Origin of the sequence: Enterococcus sp. DIV1328a (assembly GCF_050536905.1) — a bacterium.
GTDB lineage: Bacteria > Bacillota > Bacilli > Lactobacillales > Enterococcaceae > Enterococcus > Enterococcus faecalis.
Window position 1 is genome coordinate 76,685 of sequence record NZ_CP172912.1, and the last position, 18,375, is coordinate 95,059.

The 18,375-nt window shown below is 37.0% G+C and carries 17 protein-coding genes and 1 pseudogene; 15 read left to right on the top strand and 3 right to left on the bottom strand.

What is annotated here, in order from left to right; all coding sequences use genetic code 11:
* The first annotated feature begins 165 nt into the window (after positions 1-165).
* The 8 genes from IGL93_RS00335 to IGL93_RS00370 all read left to right on the top strand — a co-directional run bounded on the left by IGL93_RS00335 (position 166) and on the right by IGL93_RS00370 (position 5,060).
* On the top strand, positions 166-1,059 hold the full coding sequence (locus IGL93_RS00335; protein ID WP_010775474.1) for an SDR family oxidoreductase: 894 nt from the start codon (positions 166-168) through the stop codon (positions 1,057-1,059).
* Positions 1,060-1,071: 12 nt separating this feature from the next.
* Positions 1,072-1,644: an alkaline shock response membrane anchor protein AmaP gene (amaP, locus tag IGL93_RS00340; protein WP_002381343.1), complete on the top strand. Its 573-nt coding sequence runs from the start codon at positions 1,072-1,074 to the stop codon at positions 1,642-1,644.
* 12 nt (positions 1,645-1,656) lie between these two features.
* On the top strand, positions 1,657-1,848 hold the full coding sequence (locus tag IGL93_RS00345; protein ID WP_002356087.1) for a DUF2273 domain-containing protein: 192 nt from the start codon (positions 1,657-1,659) through the stop codon (positions 1,846-1,848).
* Positions 1,849-1,860: 12 nt separating this feature from the next.
* Positions 1,861-2,373 carry an Asp23/Gls24 family envelope stress response protein gene (locus IGL93_RS00350; protein WP_002383483.1) on the top strand — a complete coding sequence of 171 codons (513 nt, stop codon included), beginning with the start codon at positions 1,861-1,863 and terminating at the stop codon, positions 2,371-2,373.
* A 58-nt stretch (positions 2,374-2,431) separates the two neighbouring features.
* Positions 2,432-2,992, top strand: a complete 561-nt coding sequence (locus IGL93_RS00355) for an Asp23/Gls24 family envelope stress response protein (RefSeq protein WP_002356090.1) — start codon at positions 2,432-2,434, stop codon at positions 2,990-2,992.
* Positions 2,993-3,015: 23 nt separating this feature from the next.
* A complete protein-coding gene (locus IGL93_RS00360; RefSeq protein ID WP_002356092.1) occupies positions 3,016-3,258 on the top strand; it encodes a GlsB/YeaQ/YmgE family stress response membrane protein in 243 nt (80 codons plus the stop codon).
* Positions 3,259-3,624: 366 nt separating this feature from the next.
* Positions 3,625-4,860, top strand: a complete 1,236-nt coding sequence (locus IGL93_RS00365) for an MFS transporter (protein ID WP_002356101.1) — start codon at positions 3,625-3,627, stop codon at positions 4,858-4,860.
* 20 nt (positions 4,861-4,880) lie between these two features.
* Positions 4,881-5,060, top strand: a complete 180-nt coding sequence (locus tag IGL93_RS00370) for a hypothetical protein (RefSeq protein ID WP_002381345.1) — start codon at positions 4,881-4,883, stop codon at positions 5,058-5,060.
* Positions 5,061-5,215: 155 nt separating this feature from the next.
* Here IGL93_RS00370 and IGL93_RS00375 read toward each other — a convergent pair whose 3' ends face one another.
* Positions 5,216-6,700 (bottom strand): helix-turn-helix domain-containing protein, encoded by a 1,485-nt coding sequence (locus tag IGL93_RS00375; RefSeq protein WP_010775475.1) that lies wholly within the window; start codon positions 6,698-6,700, stop codon positions 5,216-5,218.
* Positions 6,694-8,181: a helix-turn-helix domain-containing protein gene (locus IGL93_RS00380; protein ID WP_010775476.1), complete on the bottom strand. Its 1,488-nt coding sequence runs from the start codon at positions 8,179-8,181 to the stop codon at positions 6,694-6,696. Before IGL93_RS00380 ends, IGL93_RS00375 begins: the two co-directional genes overlap by 7 nt.
* A gap of 728 nt (positions 8,182-8,909) precedes the next feature.
* Here IGL93_RS00380 and IGL93_RS00385 point away from each other — a divergent pair.
* From IGL93_RS00385 to IGL93_RS00415, 7 genes and pseudogenes are all read left to right on the top strand, one after another.
* Positions 8,910-9,350: pseudogene (locus IGL93_RS00385) on the top strand (SpaA isopeptide-forming pilin-related protein); the annotation flags it as partial.
* Between the two features lie 273 nt (positions 9,351-9,623).
* A complete protein-coding gene (locus IGL93_RS00390) occupies positions 9,624-10,538 on the top strand; it encodes a diacylglycerol/lipid kinase family protein (RefSeq protein WP_010707947.1) in 915 nt (304 codons plus the stop codon).
* 81 nt (positions 10,539-10,619) lie between these two features.
* Positions 10,620-12,125: a helix-turn-helix domain-containing protein gene (locus tag IGL93_RS00395; protein ID WP_010775478.1), complete on the top strand. Its 1,506-nt coding sequence runs from the start codon at positions 10,620-10,622 to the stop codon at positions 12,123-12,125.
* Between the two features lie 344 nt (positions 12,126-12,469).
* Positions 12,470-12,709 (top strand): hypothetical protein, encoded by a 240-nt coding sequence (locus tag IGL93_RS00400; RefSeq protein WP_002356115.1) that lies wholly within the window; start codon positions 12,470-12,472, stop codon positions 12,707-12,709.
* Positions 12,706-15,738 carry a glycosyl hydrolase family 28-related protein gene (locus tag IGL93_RS00405; protein ID WP_010775479.1) on the top strand — a complete coding sequence of 1,011 codons (3,033 nt, stop codon included), beginning with the start codon at positions 12,706-12,708 and terminating at the stop codon, positions 15,736-15,738. The genes IGL93_RS00400 and IGL93_RS00405 overlap by 4 nt, the downstream gene beginning before the upstream one ends.
* 176 nt (positions 15,739-15,914) lie before the next feature.
* Entirely contained in the window at positions 15,915-16,676 is a 762-nt protein-coding gene (locus tag IGL93_RS00410; protein WP_002389593.1) for a formate/nitrite transporter family protein, read from the top strand.
* 155 nt (positions 16,677-16,831) lie between these two features.
* Positions 16,832-17,617, top strand: coding sequence for a lipoprotein (locus IGL93_RS00415; protein ID WP_010713639.1), 786 nt, complete (start codon positions 16,832-16,834; stop codon positions 17,615-17,617).
* 58 nt (positions 17,618-17,675) lie between these two features.
* Here the strand turns inward: IGL93_RS00415 and IGL93_RS00420 are convergent, their stop codons facing one another.
* The gene (locus IGL93_RS00420; RefSeq protein ID WP_002383467.1) at positions 17,676-18,296 is read right to left on the bottom strand and encodes a helix-turn-helix transcriptional regulator; all 621 of its coding nucleotides are present in this window, start codon (positions 18,294-18,296) and stop codon (positions 17,676-17,678) included.
* Positions 18,297-18,375 lie beyond the last annotated feature (79 nt).

An 18,375-nucleotide genomic window follows, 5' to 3' on the forward strand; every position in this document is an offset into this window, starting at 1 on the left:
AAGGTCAATTAAACGCTATTTTGAAAAATAAAATCAGCTTTTAGATAATTTTGCCAAAAATTTCGCTTAATGAGTATTAAAAATATTTTTTTTATTTTATGTGCTCAAATATTTTTCAAAAAGAAAAAATTGTATTAAGGTAATAGTAGAAAGGGAGGAGATTTAATGACAGAACCAAACTTAAAAGACCCAAGAAAGTTATTTTATAGTGATGGATTTCCGCAACAAGATCAAGAAACTCCCGCATTACAGGACAAAATGGTCCCTAAACCAGATTGTGGGGAAGACAGCTATGTCGGAAATCACAAATTAGAAAATCGTCGGGTATTAATTACAGGCGGTGATTCTGGGATTGGACGAGCTGCGGCGATTGCTTTTGCTCGCGAAGGCGCAGATATCGCCTTACATTTTTTCCCAGGTGAAGAAAAAGACGCCGAAGAAGTGGCGCACTATATACGAGAAGCTGGCCGAAAAGTCATTCTTTTGCCAGCAGATTTAAGAGATAAACAGGCACCTGAAGAATTGGTTGCACAAGCTCGTGAAGCATTAGGCGGCTTGGATACCCTTGTTTTAAATGCTGCCCAACAAATTTCCTGTGCCGCTATTGAAGAATTACCAATGGAACAAGTGATAGACACTTTCCATGTCAATATTATTGCGATGTTTGGCATTGTCAAAGCAGCAGTGCCTCACTTGCCTGCCGGAAGTAGTATTGTGACAACGACTTCCGTCCAAGCCTTTAATCCCAGTGAGCATTTGTTGGATTATGCAGCAACGAAGGCATCAATTGCCAACTTTACCGTTGGTTTAGCAAAACAACTGGCACCAAAAGGCATTCGGGTAAATGGCGTGGCTCCAGGACCAATCTGGACACCGTTACAGTTAGATCATGGACAACCAATTGAAGAGTTGCCAGAATTTGGGCAACATTCTTTACTGGAACGTGCGGGCCAGCCTGCTGAATTAGCCCCTGTTTATGTTTTCTTGGCGTCCAATGATGCAAGTTATGTTACGGCTCAAGTTTATGGCGTAACTGGTGGAGAAGCAATTAATCTTTAGGAGGGATGTTCCGTGAATAAAGTTGTTAAAATACTTTTGCTTCTAGGTTCACTGATTTTAATGGCATTATTTGGCGCGGTGGCCATTACCACTTGGTCAGCCGATACAGCTTGGCAACCACCAGATAATGTCCAATGGTTCTTGCAAGACAACGAGTACGCACGTCAAGCAATTTTTTGGGTAGCGCTGGTTTTACTAGGAATTATGCTCTTTCTATTTTTATTCATTCTTTTATTCCCAAGAAGAAAAGGCACGTTTGAATTAAAAGAAGAGCAAGGAAAGTTAGTGTTACACCGTAAAGCCATCGAAGGATTTGTACGCTCTAGCTTGCAAGACAGTGACTTTCTGGAAGCACCAACCATTCGTGTAAAGGCGACAAAACGGCGCATTAAGGTCAATGTCAAAGGCACACTGAAACGAACGGCAGATTTAATTGGACAAACAGAAGCTTGGTCAAAAACAATGGAAGAACGGCTTGCTCGTTTGGTGGGGACTGGTCACAAGATTACGATTGATGTTCATTTTGAAGATATTCAATCAATGAAACGACCACAACAACAGCAAACACAAGCACGTGTGGAGTAGGAGGGATGTACAATGGTTGAATGGATAAAACAATATGCCGTTCCGTTAATTGGTGGCCTAGTCGGCTTGGTTTTTGCAATCTTGTTTCTGTCAATCGGCTTCTTTAAAACATTGTTAGTAGTACTCCTGACAGGACTAGGTATTTGGCTAGGTTTGTATTTGGAACAGACAGGCATTGTCAAAAATTATTTTCATCATAAATAGGAGGTTTTGGCTATGGAAAATGCAAATGTATCGATTGTTAAAGGTGAGTTGACGTTTGAGGATAAAGTAATCCAAAAAATTATTGGCATTGCTTTGGAAGAAGTCGACGGTTTGTTAACTGTGGACGGTGGTTTTTTCTCGAATTTACGAGATAAAATGATTAACAGTGAAGATGTTACAACAGGCATTCACACCGAGGTCGGCAAAAAACAAGTCGCAGTGGATATGGACATTGTAGCCGAATATGGGAAAGATATCGAGACCATTTATGATCAAATGAAAGAGGTTATTACTCGTGAAGTCCAACAAATGACTCACTTGGAAGTAATCGAAGTCAATGTCAACGTAGTAGATATCAAAACACAAGCAGAGTACCAAGAAGAAAGTGAAACAGTCCAAGATAAACTTGGCAACGCCGCTGAAGCGACAGGTAGTTTTATGTCAAAACAAACCAATAAAGCCAAACATGCGGTAACTAAAGGCAAGACAAAAGTCAAAGAAAACACGGCACCTCGTGTTCAATAATTGGTTATTATTTTATTAAAAATAAAGCAATAATAGAAGAAACTAGGAGGAATGAACCATGAGTAACGAAAAATTCAATAATGTACCAAAACCAGCAGGAAACGGACCACACACACCAGAAGATCATGCAATCAAAGGTGAATTAACATTTGAAGATAAAGTCGTTCAAAAAATTATCGGTTTAGCCTTAGAAAATGTCGATGGTCTATTAACAGTCGATGGCGGCTTTTTCTCAAATATTGCTGAAAAATTAGTAAACACAGATAACGTCACAGCTGGTATTGATACCGAAGTTGGTAAAAAACAAGTCGCTGTTGATATGGATATCGTGGTAGAATACGGCAAAGATATTCAAGACATTTACGAAAAAATGAAAGAATTAATCAGCCGTGAAGTGAAAAAAATGACCCACTTAGATGTGATTGAAGTGAATGTTAACGTAGTTGATATCAAATCAAAAGAAGAATACGAAGAAGATAGCGAAACGGTTCAAGATAAAGTCACAGGCGCTGCCAAAAGTACCGGTGAATTTGCTTCTGAACAAACAGAAAAAGCAAAAAAAGCTGTGAATAAAGGAACAGAACAAGTCAAAGAAAATATGGAACCACGTGTAGAATAAACGGTTAAAGGGAGGAAACAATCATGGGCTTTATTTGGGCATTAATTGTCGGTGGGGTCATTGGGGCAATCGCTGGAGCAATTACTAAAAAAGGATCATCGATGGGCATTATTGCCAATATTATTGCAGGGTTAGTTGGTTCAACAATTGGTCAAGCCATTTTAGGCACATGGGGACCAAGCTTAGCTGGGATGGCTATTGTGCCATCGATTATCGGGGCAGTGATTTTAGTTGCCATCGTTTCATGGATTTTAGGACGAAAATAGAGAAAGTTTAAAAAAATAGGGCATAAGTCGTTTCGGCTTATGTCCTATTTTTCTTTTTCTATGTATGAGGAAGTTTCGTATGAAAAGTAAATTTTGAGCAATTAGCCAAGAGCTTATTTTAATTAAAATCATTAGTCATTTTGGCTTTTCAACAAAAATCAACAACATTTGTTGAAGTTATTTGTAGATAACGTTTATCATTCACAAATTTACATTTTTTTGTAACGGATATCTCGTATAGTAATAACTGCAAATGAATTTCAGAAAATTTTTTGATAAGTCATCAAAGTGAGGGGATAGCGGTCTTTTATTGAAAAATAGCAACACAAAATAAACAGAACAAAAGAGAGAGGAATTCAAAGAATTATGACAGAACAAACACCAACAAAGCTTTTGAATAAAGGCTTTATCAGTATTACAGTGATTAATTTCATTGTCTATCTTGTTTATTATTTATTAATGGTTATTATTGCGGTGATTGCGCAAGATAGCTTACACGCTACTTTAGGTCAAGCGGGTTTGGCCTCAGGAATTTACATCATCGGGACATTGCTTGCACGACTTTTCATGGGGAAACTCCTTGAACTGATTGGGCGCAAACAAGTCTTACGTTATGGGGCTTTGTTTTATCTTTTAACGACTGTTGCGTATATGTATATGCCAAGTATGGGCATTCTTTATCTGGTCCGTTTTTTAAATGGGTTTGGTTACGGAACCGTTTCGACAGCGACCAACGCAATTGTTACCGCCTATATCCCTAAAAATAAAAAAGGGGAAGGGATCAATTATTATGGTTTGAGTACTAGTTTAGCAGCCGGCATCGGGCCATTTATTGGGATGTTATTGTTAAATGTTTCCAACTTCCATGTCATTATTAACTTTTCAATTATTTTAATTTTGTTAACAACCATTGCTTGCTTCATTTTCCCAGTGAAAAATATTGAGTTAACACCTGAACATCGTGAAGCTTTATCTAAATGGAATTTTGATAGTTTTGTTGAAAAGAAAGTTTTATTTATTACATTTATCGCCTTTTTAATGGGGCTTGCTTATTCAAGTGTCTTATCTTTCTTATCTTCTTATGTCAAAGTAATCGATTTAGTTGACGTCAGCACCTTCTTCTTTATCGTCTATGCAGTCGTGATTACCTTAACACGTCCATCGACAGGTCGGATTTTCGATGTCAAAGGGGAACGCTACGTCATGTATCCGAGCTACATTTTCTTAACACTAGGCCTGTTCTTATTAAGTATGACTACGTCGGGTTGGATGTTATTAGTTTCAGGTGGGTTAATTGGCTTAGGTTATGGGACTTTCATGTCAAATGGCCAAGCGGTTTGTCTTCAAGAAAGCCCAAGTCCTCACCGTATCGGGATTGCTTTATCGACTTATTTCATTGGTTTAGACCTTGGATTAGGGGTTGGTCCGTACGTTTTAGGTGAATTACGTAACTTTATGTCATTCCAACAAATGTACTTCTTAGCAGGCTGTATCCCAATCGTTTGTACTATTTTATATATGGTCTTCCACAAAGCTAAAAATGATGCCAAAGATTTGTCTCTTGAAACGATTGAAGAGATTGAACACGGCTCAGAACTATAAATGGACAAGGAGTGATTTCAATGCCTAACGATGAACGGATTTTAAACGTTTTACAACAAACACTAACGGAAATTCAACGCATGAACACGCGTTTAGCTAAAATTGAAACAGAGTTAGCCGATGTCGATCAACATCATGCGACTTTGGATCATTACTTGCAAGAGCTAGAATTGGTGACAGAAAATAACAACGTCATGTAAAATGAGTAGTTAGTAAATGAATGTTCTACGTTTCGGTATCACTAGAGTGGAACATTGAAAATTTTCGTAAAAAACGCCAAAAGGTAGCAGTTTTTCTGCTACCTTTTGGCGTTTTTTGTAATTTTTATCACTTAAAATGTTTCACGTGAAAACTTTTAAAAGTGGCGTGGACTTTGTTTGGTGACAATTTGTGTATTTAAGTTTTCTAAGCTCTGCGCTAGTTCACCAATGCTAGCGGAAAAATCAACATAATAAGTAGGAATCGTTGATTTGACACTAATTTCTGAAAAGATATTTGTAATAATTACATCGAAAGGCTTTTCTGGTGAAGCGACAAAAATTAATTTTTTATCCACGGCTTTACTTAGCTTTTCATAAAGGGTATCTAAAATTAAGTTACTTTGGTTGGTCCGTACTAAGACACGAATCGGTGGTAAAGATTTCGTTTTCAGTGTACAGAAAAGAATGAACAAGCAGTCAACTAACAATTTTTCATTGCCCATCAATGTTGGAAGCATTTCAATTGTAAGTCGCTTCACATCTTTGTAGAGACTCGGATTTTTTTGAAGTGCTTCTTTTAAAAAGCTTTCTTGCACAAATGGATTGGCAATCGTGACAAAGGTCTTAAAAAAGACACTTAAATTTTGGATAGAAGTATATAGATAAAGATACTCGTGAAATGTCAATTTAATTTGATAAAAAGACGTCAGTTGATAAATGATCTCTTTAATGGGTGAGCCTAATAGCTGGACCATATGCATCCGTGCTGCTGGAATTTCCAAGACATCTTGTGTGGCGTAGCTGACACTAATCGTTAATAAGAAAAAGGCAAAAAGCCCTTCTTTTTGTATAAATTTTGTTGGAACTTGGTGTAAGGCTTCTTCTTTAAAAAACAATTCAAATTCACTCAGATTAACAAAGGGATTAACAATCGCTTCTTCCTCTACGAAAGTTTCTTTGATAAAAAAGCCCTCTTTCCAACGCGCTAAAATCACCGCAGAAAAAATCAAGTCTTTTGTAAAATCTTGTGTTGTATTGAAGGAAACAGAATGTTTTAAACGTCGAAAGAGACTATGGACTTCTTTTTTTGTGATTGTATGCAATGGCCAATCCTCTTCAGAGTAATTGTTCCAAAAAAGCATCATAAAGAAAATCCGAATATCTTTTTCTTTGCCCACCAACACGTTGGTACGTTTTAAATTGATTTCAATCTGATATTTTTGGAGCCATTGGTTTAGTTGACCAATTTTTCGTGTAAAGGTTGACGAAGAAATTTCTAAAACTTTTTCAAAATGTTTGCTATCAATTGCATTATGGTTAAAGGCATAGGTCAGCACTTGATACGCGAAACTTTTTTTGACAAAGTAGGGCATCAAAAACGACAGTTGGAAATAGGGTGCAAACCAAAATGTGATTTCTTTAGCAGTTGCTGATAAAGAAAATAAGTTCTCCCAGCCGTTTTTTTCAATTTCTGTTTGGAGCAAAGCTACAGATTGTAGAATGGTATTTTGTTGCATTTTTAATTGAGTGGCTAAAGTAGAAATCGCCAATGTTTGCTCTTCTGCTTCACGACGTTCGAGTAATTCTTCTAAAAGAGCAAAACTTTTACGATAAGGTACATCAAGTAATCCTGTTAACATCCGATTCCCTCCAAACTGTTTTCCCCACGTAATTTGGCAAAATAAATTTTGCGGACGACTTGTTTTAAGTTATGGTATTCGTCTAAATAAGGAACGGGATGCCAATAAAAGGTTTTACTGGCGTGAAAAAGCGGATTATTTTTGTCAGTAATGACTAAGTCAGGCACTTCTTGAATATGATTAACAAATTTCAAAGGAACATCGCAATAATTATTGATTTCCTTCGCTAACCAATTTTCTTGTATCTGATTAATAGATGAATGAAGTAAAATTTTAACAGGAATTTGTTTATTTAATAAAACGCTCCGAATAATTAGAAAAATGGTTTCTTTAAATAACGCATCTAGTGGATGTTGTTTGTCAAAAGGCAAACGCTTTAAGAAATAGTTGGTTGTTCGTGAAACATTTGGGTATTGTTTTTCATACAAAGAGACATTAGCAACCTCATAGCTCAATTCCTCTTCCACAGGGAAATGAATCAGTCGTTCACTGGCATTGGATAAATTAACCAACAAAAAGACTACTTCTATTGCGCTTAAATCCAACTGTAATTGCGTACATTTTTCAAAAATCCAGGTGACATGGGGACTTTCATCCATGCCCATAATCGCTAAGTTGGCAAAGTTGACTGTTTCTATTTGTTCAAGTGAATACATCGTTAATGTACTGAAAAAATCATAGTAGAAACGAATTTCAGCCCGCCATGTGTCGGGTTCTTTTTGTTCATTAATAAAACAATCATTCACTAATAATTGAAATTCTGAATAAGGAAAGGCTAAATTGATCGTAGCAATTTCAGGATAATCGCTGATTGTAAAATCAGATTGGTAACGGAGTAAACCTATGGACATAATTAATTTTAATTTGCGTAAATCGGTATATGTAAAGTAAGGATAACGGTTTTTGATGATTTCAATAAAATTCTGCAATTGCGCTTGATTGGTTTTAGATAAAAAAGGAACGAGAGAAGTTCCTGAAATGAAAAATAAGGAGTAAAAGAAACTACGAAAATCTTTCTCTTTGCCACAAATTTTTTCTCGCCTTTTTAAATTTAAATAACAATTAAATCTAGCTAGATAATTGTTTAAACGGTCACTGACTTGTTTGAAAATAGAAAAGTTAATGAAATGCTCTTCACAAAAATCTTTGGCTGAAGTATAGCGTTTTAAAAGTAAATCTAAGGCTAACATATAAGTTAATGACCCGCGAACTACGGCTTCTTTCATTAACTCAATCGGGATATTTTCATCGGCGACTAATTCTATGGACTGTTGATTATTAATAATGCGAATATGTACATTTTCATGTGTATTGACTCGAGAAATTAATAAAGTTAATTGATTCAATAAATTGTTGATATTGTAATGGGAAAATTCATATTTTCGCCGGAGTACTTGCATGGGGACTTTTTCTTTACTGTCATACAAGTATTCAATTAGGGAAAGTAACTGAATTTCCTGTTTGGTTAATAAGTTATGCATAATAACCACCTTTCTAATTGGTTACGCTTGTTTGATTTTTCAGATAATACAGATAAAACATTCTTTTCTAAGCGACATTGACAATTGCCAGTGAAAGAACTAGTTGTTCTTATGCTACTGTATCTATTCTTAAAAATCAAGAAGAACTAAATGTGTTAAATAGAAGAAAATGCGGATAAAAAATGATAGAGCAAAAAATTATTAAGAAAAACAAATGGTTTATATAAAACATTTAAATAACAAAAATGATAATTTGAGTCTATTGATTTTTTAGCTTAAATAGCTTATACAAATAGGCTTTTTTGTCTGGTTAGTTCTTATGAAAAAAAATTAAAAAAACGGTATAGTGGAAGAAGGACTAGTACAAATAAAAAAGGATTAAAGGAGTGTTTTCATAAAGATGAAAAGGGTTTCTGGGATTTCATCAACTTTTTCTATTTGGAGGAGAAGTTGTTGATAATTTTTGCTGAAAAATCTCGTTATACTCTTCTTATTCTTATAGAAGAGTCTATAGGAAAAAGCAGAAAATGAATCCGCATTCGAAGTAAGAGTGCGTTTTGAGGAGATAAAAAGAAAAGGTGTGTTGGCTGTCTGTTTTAGCAAGGAAGAAAGACAACAGAAGAGCACTCACTTATTTGGTTTAAAATAAAAAATTGGTACGAAGTGAACGTTCTCTTCTATGTGTCGTTAGTAGAGGAAGGATGAAAGAAATGAGAAAGAATGGTCCAATTGATCAGCAAAAGAATGCCTTAGCAGGTGCTGAATTTAAAGTGACAGATGCAGAGACAGGGCAAACTGTCGCTCGTTCATTACGTTCTGACAACCAAGGGTTAGTTCAAGTGAACCACTTACAACCAGGAAAATATACCTTTGTGGAAACAAAAGCACCGGATGGTTACCAACTGTCTAAGCAAGCAGTCGCATTCACTATTGCGGCAACAGCGAAAGACAAACCTGAACTCGTGGATGCGGGCACGTTTGTTAACGAGAAACAACCTGTATCCAAAAAAACAAAACCAAATCAGCCAACAACGAAACAAGCAGCTAGAGAGACAGGTTGGCTTGGTTTACCGAAAACCAACACACAAGTCAATTACTTCTTTGTCTTTATCGGCCTCCTGTTGGTCAGTTTGGCAAGTTGGCTCTTCTATAAAAAGAGCAAGAAATAAGCAAAAGCTATAAAAAAACAGGCCATCCGTCCTTTCGACGGATGGCCTGTTTTTTCATCTTAAGCTAATCAACTGAACAAAAGTAGCTCCTTCTTATTGACATTCTCAGGTAAGCCTTCATCGCAGTTTAGCCTTTGAACAGAACTTACTGAGTTCTTGGAGCAAATCGCTTGTGCCTCAGCCTTTGTTTTTCGATGCTATCTTTAGGTATTTTGGCTAAAATATTGTACACTTTACATGTGCAAGAAATTTAGTTAGAGATATGAGGATAGAATGATGAAAAAGATGATGGTTTTATACAACGAAACTTCAGGAAGTAGTGAAAGTAAAGAGATTGCAGAACGCTTTAAAAAAGCTGCAGAAGCGAAAGGGGAAGCGGTTATTTTGCAACCTTCCAATCCAGACATTGATCCTGAAGAAATGCGGAAAAATGCCAAAGAAAATCAAGTGGGTGTCTTGGTCGTCATTGGTGGTGACGGGACCATTCATCATGCCGTTCAAAATTTTAAAGACACCATTCGTGACTATCAAATAGGGATTATTCCAGGTGGAACAGTCAATAATTTTGCGCGTGTGTTAAGTATTCCTTTGAAAGAAGAAGACGCCTTTGAGACCATTTTGGCAGGACAGACCACGCCAGTTGACTTTGGAATGGTAAATCAAGATGTGATGATTTCGACCTTAACGATTGGACTATTAGCGGACACAGCAGCAAATGTGACCCAACAGGAGAAACAAAAATATGGTCCTTTAGCCTTTACAAAGCAATTTTTCCGCTTATTAATGAAAAAGAAAAAGTACAAACTAAAAATTGATGGCGATGAAAGACGTTGGCATGGCAAAGCCCAATTATTAACGATGACCATGACGAATTCTGCTGGCGGCTTTACCAATTTCGATGCCAATGCCACGCCAGATGACGGCGAAGTGCACATTATCATTTTGCCTAAGTTAGTTTTTTACAAGTTTGTCTATTATTTACCTAAAATTATCAGAGGACAATTAAATGAAATTCCTGGTGTCGTGTATTTCTCTGGGAGTCAATTTAAAATTAGGGGCGAAAAAGACAAGAAAGTCCAAACACGAACAGATGGCGATCCTACCGATGATTTACCGATTAAAGTAACGGTGGAAGCTGGGGGACTCAACGTGTTTGTTCCTGAAACGTCCACATCTACGAAAGAATAAAAGAAACAACTGTTATTTTTTCGTGGAATAGATTTCTCATTTTGTGTACAATAGAACAGAAGAGAGGCAGTTGAGTGAACAGTGAAATGGGATGAATATGTTGATATATTCGATACAGATGTCGTTTCTAAAATTATTATTTTAAGAAACTTGCCAATTAATGAAGGCTGGATTGACATCAATGAGTTAGCAGAAGAATTACAATTAAACAAAAAATCAGTCAAAAAATACGTAGAACTCCTAAAAGATGACATTACGTATTATGCTGTGGATAATGATGCTTCTTTGGCTTTTGAAAAGGGGCATGGCTATCGCTTGAACTTGGCGTCTAGCCAAGCGTTCCAGAAACTTTATACAGCAATTTTTCGGGATAGTTTAACTTATCAAGTAATGGAAGATTTATTCTGGGGTCGATTTAATGGGATTGTGCCAGCGACAGCAAAATATCATACCAGTGATGCCACGATTCGGCGCTTGCTCAAAGGGTTTACAGAAATTTTAGCACCATTGGGGTTAGTGATTAATAAAAGCACATGGAAAATTGAAGGCAATGAAGCGTATTTGCGCCATTTTGCTTACACTATTTTTATGGACTTAATCCGTGATACTTGGCCTTTTGACTATATACAAGAAACGGAAGTCGCACAAACTGTCCAAAAAATGATGGCTTTTTTCAACGTAGAAGTTGCGGAAACGGTGATACGCCGAGTTAAATATATGGTCGCTATCTCAAAAGTCCGTAGTGCGCAAGGCGCCGAATATCGACCTTCAGCCGAGCAAGAAACTTATTTAGAAGGTAATAAACATTACCAAGCCTTTATAGAAGAGATGACAGCTACAACCCTTTTCCTTAACAAAAACGATTTAACTTTTGTGTACTTTTTCTTGTTAGCCAATGACCAATTTTATCAAGATGAAACCACTGCACAAGCAATTTTAGCGCATTTTGATGAGTCTGAAGCGCCTGTTTATATGTTGACTCATTTAGTCCAACATTTCTTATTAGAAGAAATACAAATGACGCCGCAATTGGAAAAAATTCGTCCGCAAATTTTTTATTATTTGTTTGCTACACATTTATTTGCCGAACTTTACTATGTCCAAAATGTGAAAATGTATAATGTCTTTTGGAATAAAGTCAAAGAAAAATATCCGGTTCTTTTAGAAGAATTAAGCCAAGGCTTAAATCAACTTTACGAACAAACAGGCAATGAATTATTTACAAATAAAGAATTTTTGGCTTTGCGTTATTCTAGTGTTTTGGCGCTTTCTAATGATTTAATTCATCGTGAACAAAAAATTGTTTTAGGGTTAAAATCAGGCTTGCCAGTACTGGAAGAAGAACGGGTGAAACTTTCGATTGAAAATAATTTTCGTCGGTTTTATGCATTGGAAGTTTTACGATACAGTGAAGCAAGCAAAGAAGAATGGCAAAATATTGATTTACTATTAGTGACTTCTTTGGCAGATGTAGAAACGGGCCATCCAGAGATCTTTTTACTTTCAAGTGAGTTAACGTTTGAGCAATATAATCGTTTGAACCAAAAAATAGTAAAAATTAACGAGAAAAGAACCACGTCACTTTAATAAAAAATCAAAAAAATGGGCTTTTTTGATGCATATGTCCGATAAATTGTAAAAAAATTTTTCTAAAAAGTAAAAAAAGACAAGAAGAAAACGTCAATAAGTAGGTGTTGATTACCTACTTATTGACGTTTTCTCGTTGTTTTTTAATAAATACTGCGTCAATTCTTCTGAAAATTATGTCAAAAAGGTACTTTTTTTGCTTTTTTTATCGTAAATAATAGATGGTTAGCTATTGATAGCAAAGGAACTACTACTTTTTTTAACAGTCAGTTAAAAAATATTGAGGGTTCTCACAAGAATTTTTCTATATAATAGAAAGAGCAAGGGAAGGAAGGCGGGATGAGATGAAAAAACGGATGGAACAAATTGAAGAAATTTTAAGTTGTGAAGAAAATAGTGCCGGTGTTCGCTTAAAGGAATTGGTTGAGGCTTTAGAATTAGAAGTCACAAATCAAAACTTGTTAAAGGTAACAAGTATCTTACATATGAATCCAAAATTTAAAAAAATTTATGCATACGAAGACAGTCGTGTTATTACGCTGTATCAACTTTTACAAAATAAGCCGTTGGAAGTAACGGAATGAAAAGTGGGAAACACATGAAGAAAACAATGCTCATTCTTCTATTTGGTTTATTGACAGTGGTGGGTCTACCAATGGTGACTGAAGCGGTTGAACCAGTTAACGCAACAGATACAACGATTTTTGGTGCGCAAGCGATGATGCCTAATAGCACAGAGGATCAAACAGAGAAGTTACAGACGTTGCTGAGTCAGACAGCAAGGGAAGGACGGGCATTATTTTTACCACAGGGAAGTTATGCTCTGTCAAAAGATATTGTGATTTCTTCAAATTATCAATTAATTGGCGATACAACAGGAGCCACTATTTTACATAATGCTACAGGTGCACCGATTCAGCTAACAGACACAACGTACGGGACGAAAACCAATGTACGACTTCAAAATATTGCTTTTGACGGCATCAATGTGACCTTAAAATTGACGAATCAATTAACGCTAGCAAACAATATCTTTTATAATCCATTAAAAGGATTCGTGGTCAATTTAAATGCAGATATTGGCGTTAAAATTTCAGGTAATATTTTCATGCGAGACACGGCACATATGCAATCGGGAGGTGATTTTAACCGAGCGATTTACATTGGTGGTTATTCAACGCCAAGTCGCTTCCAGTATATGTCAGATGTAGACATCGTGGACAATCTATTTGGTTTAAAAGTGACAGAATTAGATGCGATTAAAAGTACCAGTTGTTCAGACTTAGCAGCGACTATTACACGTTTGCAAACAGCCATTGAAGCCGGTGCTATTTCAGTACCTAATGAACAAAACTATCTATCCACCGGGGTTAATTCTTTTAATATGCTGAAGGATGTAACTGTTCAACATAATTTTTTCTATTCACCTTATGATAATGAAGACTTGAATGGTCTGGTGGGAGATCATGCAATTTATTTCCGTGGCGCTCAAAACATCACGGTGGTGGGGAATCATTTACGTGGACTACAAAATGGTCCAGCTGGCGGATTTAAGTTTAAATCAGGTCGTAATATTACGATTATGAATAATTATTTGCGAAATACAGGCCTCATTATGTATGGAACACCAGAGATTGGTTTGGCAGAAACGCAAGCAGAGGGAGCTATTTCAGAATTATCCAACTGGTTAGTGGCTAACAACATTTTTGATTGGAAGTATTGGGACAATCAATATGCAATTGGAATGGAGTACAATCGACATACAGGAAATAACAATGTGTTCAATGGCGTATTTATCAACAATCAGTTTGTTAACTACCATAATATTCCGCAAAATCGACGTCGGGAATTGTTAATCGCTAGTGGCGGTGGTTTCCGACCAGAAACGAGTTTTGTGAAAGACAATACTCGAGATGATGGCCTTAAAAACGGCCAATTATTGGTAGAAAATTGGACAGAGGCGGACTATCGCTTAATGCCAGCAACATGGGAATCGTTGGTTTCACCAACACTTTACGAGCAATATAAAAATACGCCAATTCCGGTTAGAAATACTTTAGCAACCCCTGTGGCTACAACGATTGTGCAAGGACAATCAATCGATCCGCAGCAACTGGTTGCTAATACAAATGACGCGGATGAAGCAGTCCCAGCCGCTAAAATCGTCAATCCAGAGGTCTTAAATGAAATCGGCCAACAAAAAGTGACTGTTCAATTAACTTATGAAACAGGTTCATTGGTAACAGTGAACGTACCGGTGACGGTAGAGGCTCCGGCAAAAAAGCTTGATTTGTCCCAGCTACAAACCGTTTATGCTTCGATTGGTGAAGCAAACCAATATACAGTTTACTCTTGGCAGCTATTCACTGCCATTGGGCCTAAAACAATTGTTCCTTCCTATTATCAGCAGGCGACACAATTGTTAGCAGAAGGTCAGGAGAGTCAGGACAAAACCCAAGAGCAAGTGGATCAGTTAACAAGTAATTTGCAATCTGCAATGAAAGTATTAGTCAAAAAAGCCGATATCACGCTAGAGCGTACAGAAGCAGAAAATGAACTTGCAAGCGTTCATAAATTAGACGAATCTGTATATACCAAAGACTCTTGGCAAGCCATGCAAGAAGCCTTAATAGATACAACAACTGGCGAAGGAAGCTCTAAGCAGTTACAACAACTGCTTGCTTGGTCAGATGAAGAATTATTAGAGCCAACACTTGGTGGCTTTAAAACGCCCGTAGATGCACAAAAGCGTATTAATCAATTAACACAAACCATAAAAACGGCGTTACTTCTGTTAGTTGAAAAATCAACAGAGACAACTAGTAACACAAGCGAAAGCAGCACCTCAAGCACAACCAGTGAAACCAGTAATACCAGCGAAAGCAGCACGCCAAGCACGACAAGTGAGAGCAGTAGTACCAGCGAAAGCAGCACCTCAAGCACAACCAGCGAAACCAGTAATACCAGCGAAAGCAGCACCTCAAGCACGACAAGTGAAAGCAGTAGTACGAGTGAAAGCAGCACGCCAAGCACGACAGGTGAGAGCAGTAGTACGAGTGAAAGCAACACGCCAAGCACAACAGGTGAGAGCAGTAGTACGAGTGAAAGCAACACGCCAAGCACAACCAGCGAAAGTAGTACCTCAAGTACGACAAGTGAAACAAGCAATACAAATGAAAGCAACACACCAAGTACAACCAGTAAAACAAGTAGTACCAGCGAAAGTAGTGCTTCAAGTACGACCAGCGCAACCAACAGTACAAGTGAGAGTAGCACCCCAAGCCCTGTAAACGAAAGCAGCCAAAACAAAGGCCAGAATTCTGTCATTTACGCGGTAGAGTCTAATCAAGATCCTAATGACGCTCAAAGTAATTCCAAGCCCTCTGCCAAGGCTAGTCAAACAAAGGAATCAGTAGCAGAAAACCAAGCAACTAAACAGATACAGACAAATAAAGAATCGTCAGGAACAGTCAAAAAAGCGGATAATACGACCAAAATTGCCAAGAAAAAATTCCCCAAAACAGGGGAACAATCTTCAGCAGTTGGGAGCTTCCTAGGCCTGAACTTTTTATCGTTAGCCATAGCAACCTATTGTTTTAAAGTGAAAAGATAACTCTTTAAAAACGGATAAGTAAACATCCTGAAACAAGAAATAGGACTTGTTTCAGGATGTTTTCATATAAAATTAAAAGAACTACAGTTTTTAGTGAAAAAATACACAAAAGTACTTGAATTTCTGTGATATAAGGGTAAAGTAAAGGAGGACAAAAAACAAAGGAAGTGAAATGTTTGTATACACCAGATGAAATTTTAAGTATTAGTATTGAAAATGGTCAGAAAAAAATTCAAAAGCCTTTGGTAGCAAAACTCATTTTAGGATTTATCGGCGGTGCCATGATTTCCCTCGGCTATTTGGCTTATGTGCGTGTTTCCGCCTCTATTCCAGCAGATTTAGCCAGTGTTCAAGCTTTAGTGGGAGCTGCGGTTTTCCCAATTGGTCTAATTGTTATTTTAATGGCTGGTGGTGAGTTAATCACAGGAAATATGATGGCGGTGAGTACGGCTTGGTTTGCTAAAAAGGTCTCTTTCAGAGAATTACTCGTGAACTGGGTCACAATTACATTGGCAAATATGGTTGGCGCCCTATTTGTTGCCTATTTTTTTGGCCATTATTTAGGTTTAACCAGTAGCGGCGCCTATTTAAATCAGGTTCTTTCTCTTGCAGAACATAAAGTTGCAGCAACTTGGCTTCAAGCAATTATTTCAGGTATTGGCTGTAACTGGTTCGTAGGTCTGGCCTTATGGCTTTGTTATGGTGCGAAAGATGCAGCGGGGAAACTATTAGGCATCTGGTTTCCAGTAATGATTTTTGTTGCAATTGGCTTTCAGCATAGTGTGGCGAATGCATTCATCATTCCAGCCGCAATTTTTGAAGGCGGCGTTCAGTGGGGGGATTTTTTCCGTAATTTTATTTTTGTTTATTTAGGTAATATCATTGGTGGTGCCATTTTTGTTTCTGGCTTTTACTATTTAAGCTATCGCAAACATTAAATCCATTTAGCAGATAAAAACCTACACAAAGGCTAAATGCCTTTGTGCAGGTTTTTTCTTTTTAAACAAAAAGGAAAACGGTTGAAAAATTATTGCTAGATTTTTAAAACAATGTTACATTAATGTTACAAAAAGATTTCTGGAGGTAACGAAAAATGAAAAAAATTGCTTTGTTCAGTATGTTAACGTTCAGTGTATTGTCTTTAAGTCTAGCAGGATGTGGAAACAAAAAAACAGCAAGCACAAATGATTCTAAGCCAAAGCAAGAAACAAAGAAAGCCACGCAGAAATCCTCTAGTCAACAAGAAATGAAAAGTAGTCATTCGTCTGTCACGGGTCAAAATTCTAATGTGACAGGGGAAAATCCGTCAGAAAATGCCACGCAGCCTTCTGCAGGAACTGATGGAACGAATGAAGTCCCTCAAAACCAAGCACCTGATACAAACATTACAATTACCAATGTTGTTTTCAATCCTGAAAGAAATGAAATTAATGGTACTACATTACCTAATGCAACCATTACAGCAACGGTAGTCGGTGATGCTTCTGCACAAGCAGGTGTTTTTTATGCGGATGCCAATGGCAATTTTACAGTAATTAGTCCCAGAGCGGGAGCGACTACTCAATTAATCGCAACCGTTGATCAACGGAATAGTGCACCTGTCCAAATTGACATTCCAAGTTCAGGACAAGAAGCAGCGCTTTCTTTTAGCAATATTACGATTGATCCGAAACAAGGAACAATTTCTGGTAAAACAGCACCGAATGCAACTATTTTAGTGTCACGTGCAGATGATGCGCGGGTGATTTTAGCAAGTTTTACTGCGGATGCCCAAGGGAATTTCACAGCCAGTAATTTAGTTCCCGGCACAAAAAATCGCTTAGATGTTACGTTAAATGGAGAAATAGGGACACCTTACTTGTTTGATTTACCAAATTAAAATAGAAGAGAAGTGATCAAAGCCACCAACGCTAGTTAGCGTTGGTGGCTTTGATGTTTTAAGCTTCTTCTTTTTTATGATTGCGGATATGTAAATAGATGGTATTTTTTGAAATACCTAATCGATCGGCAATCTTTATGACAGAATCTTTGAGATTAAAAATTCCTTGATCATATAAACGAATAACAATTTCTTTATTTTGATTCAAATGTGATACATTTGGATCGCTTTCTACTGCTTGTTTTACTTTTGTCAGTGAAGTAGTGATTAATTCGTCAATATTGTCAGAAAAATGTTCAGAATTTTTAAGCTCTTGGGACATATCATTTTGTTGTCCTGAAGGTAATAAGTCTTGCAAGTAATCAATTAATGGCATTTCTAAATGCATATTGATACAGATCAATCCAATAATACGATCATTTTCACCGATAACTGGAATGGTGGAAGATTTTAAAATAACCCCTTTTTGATTTTTATTGTAGTAGGGTTTCACAGCGTAATCATGTTCCGACTCTACTTGACTTAACATTTTTAACGCCATATCAGTAATGGGGGCACCTTCCTTGCGGTTACTGAAATGGCCATTGATGACTTTGATAGCTGAACTTTCCAAATTTTCTAAACTATGAAGAATGACTTCATGGGTACTACCAAAGAAGTTCCCTAATCCATCAAGCATTAAGGCATGTGAATGTAAGATTTGTTTATCTACTTCACTTAAACGTAAATATGACTCCAAGTGATATCCTCCCCTACAC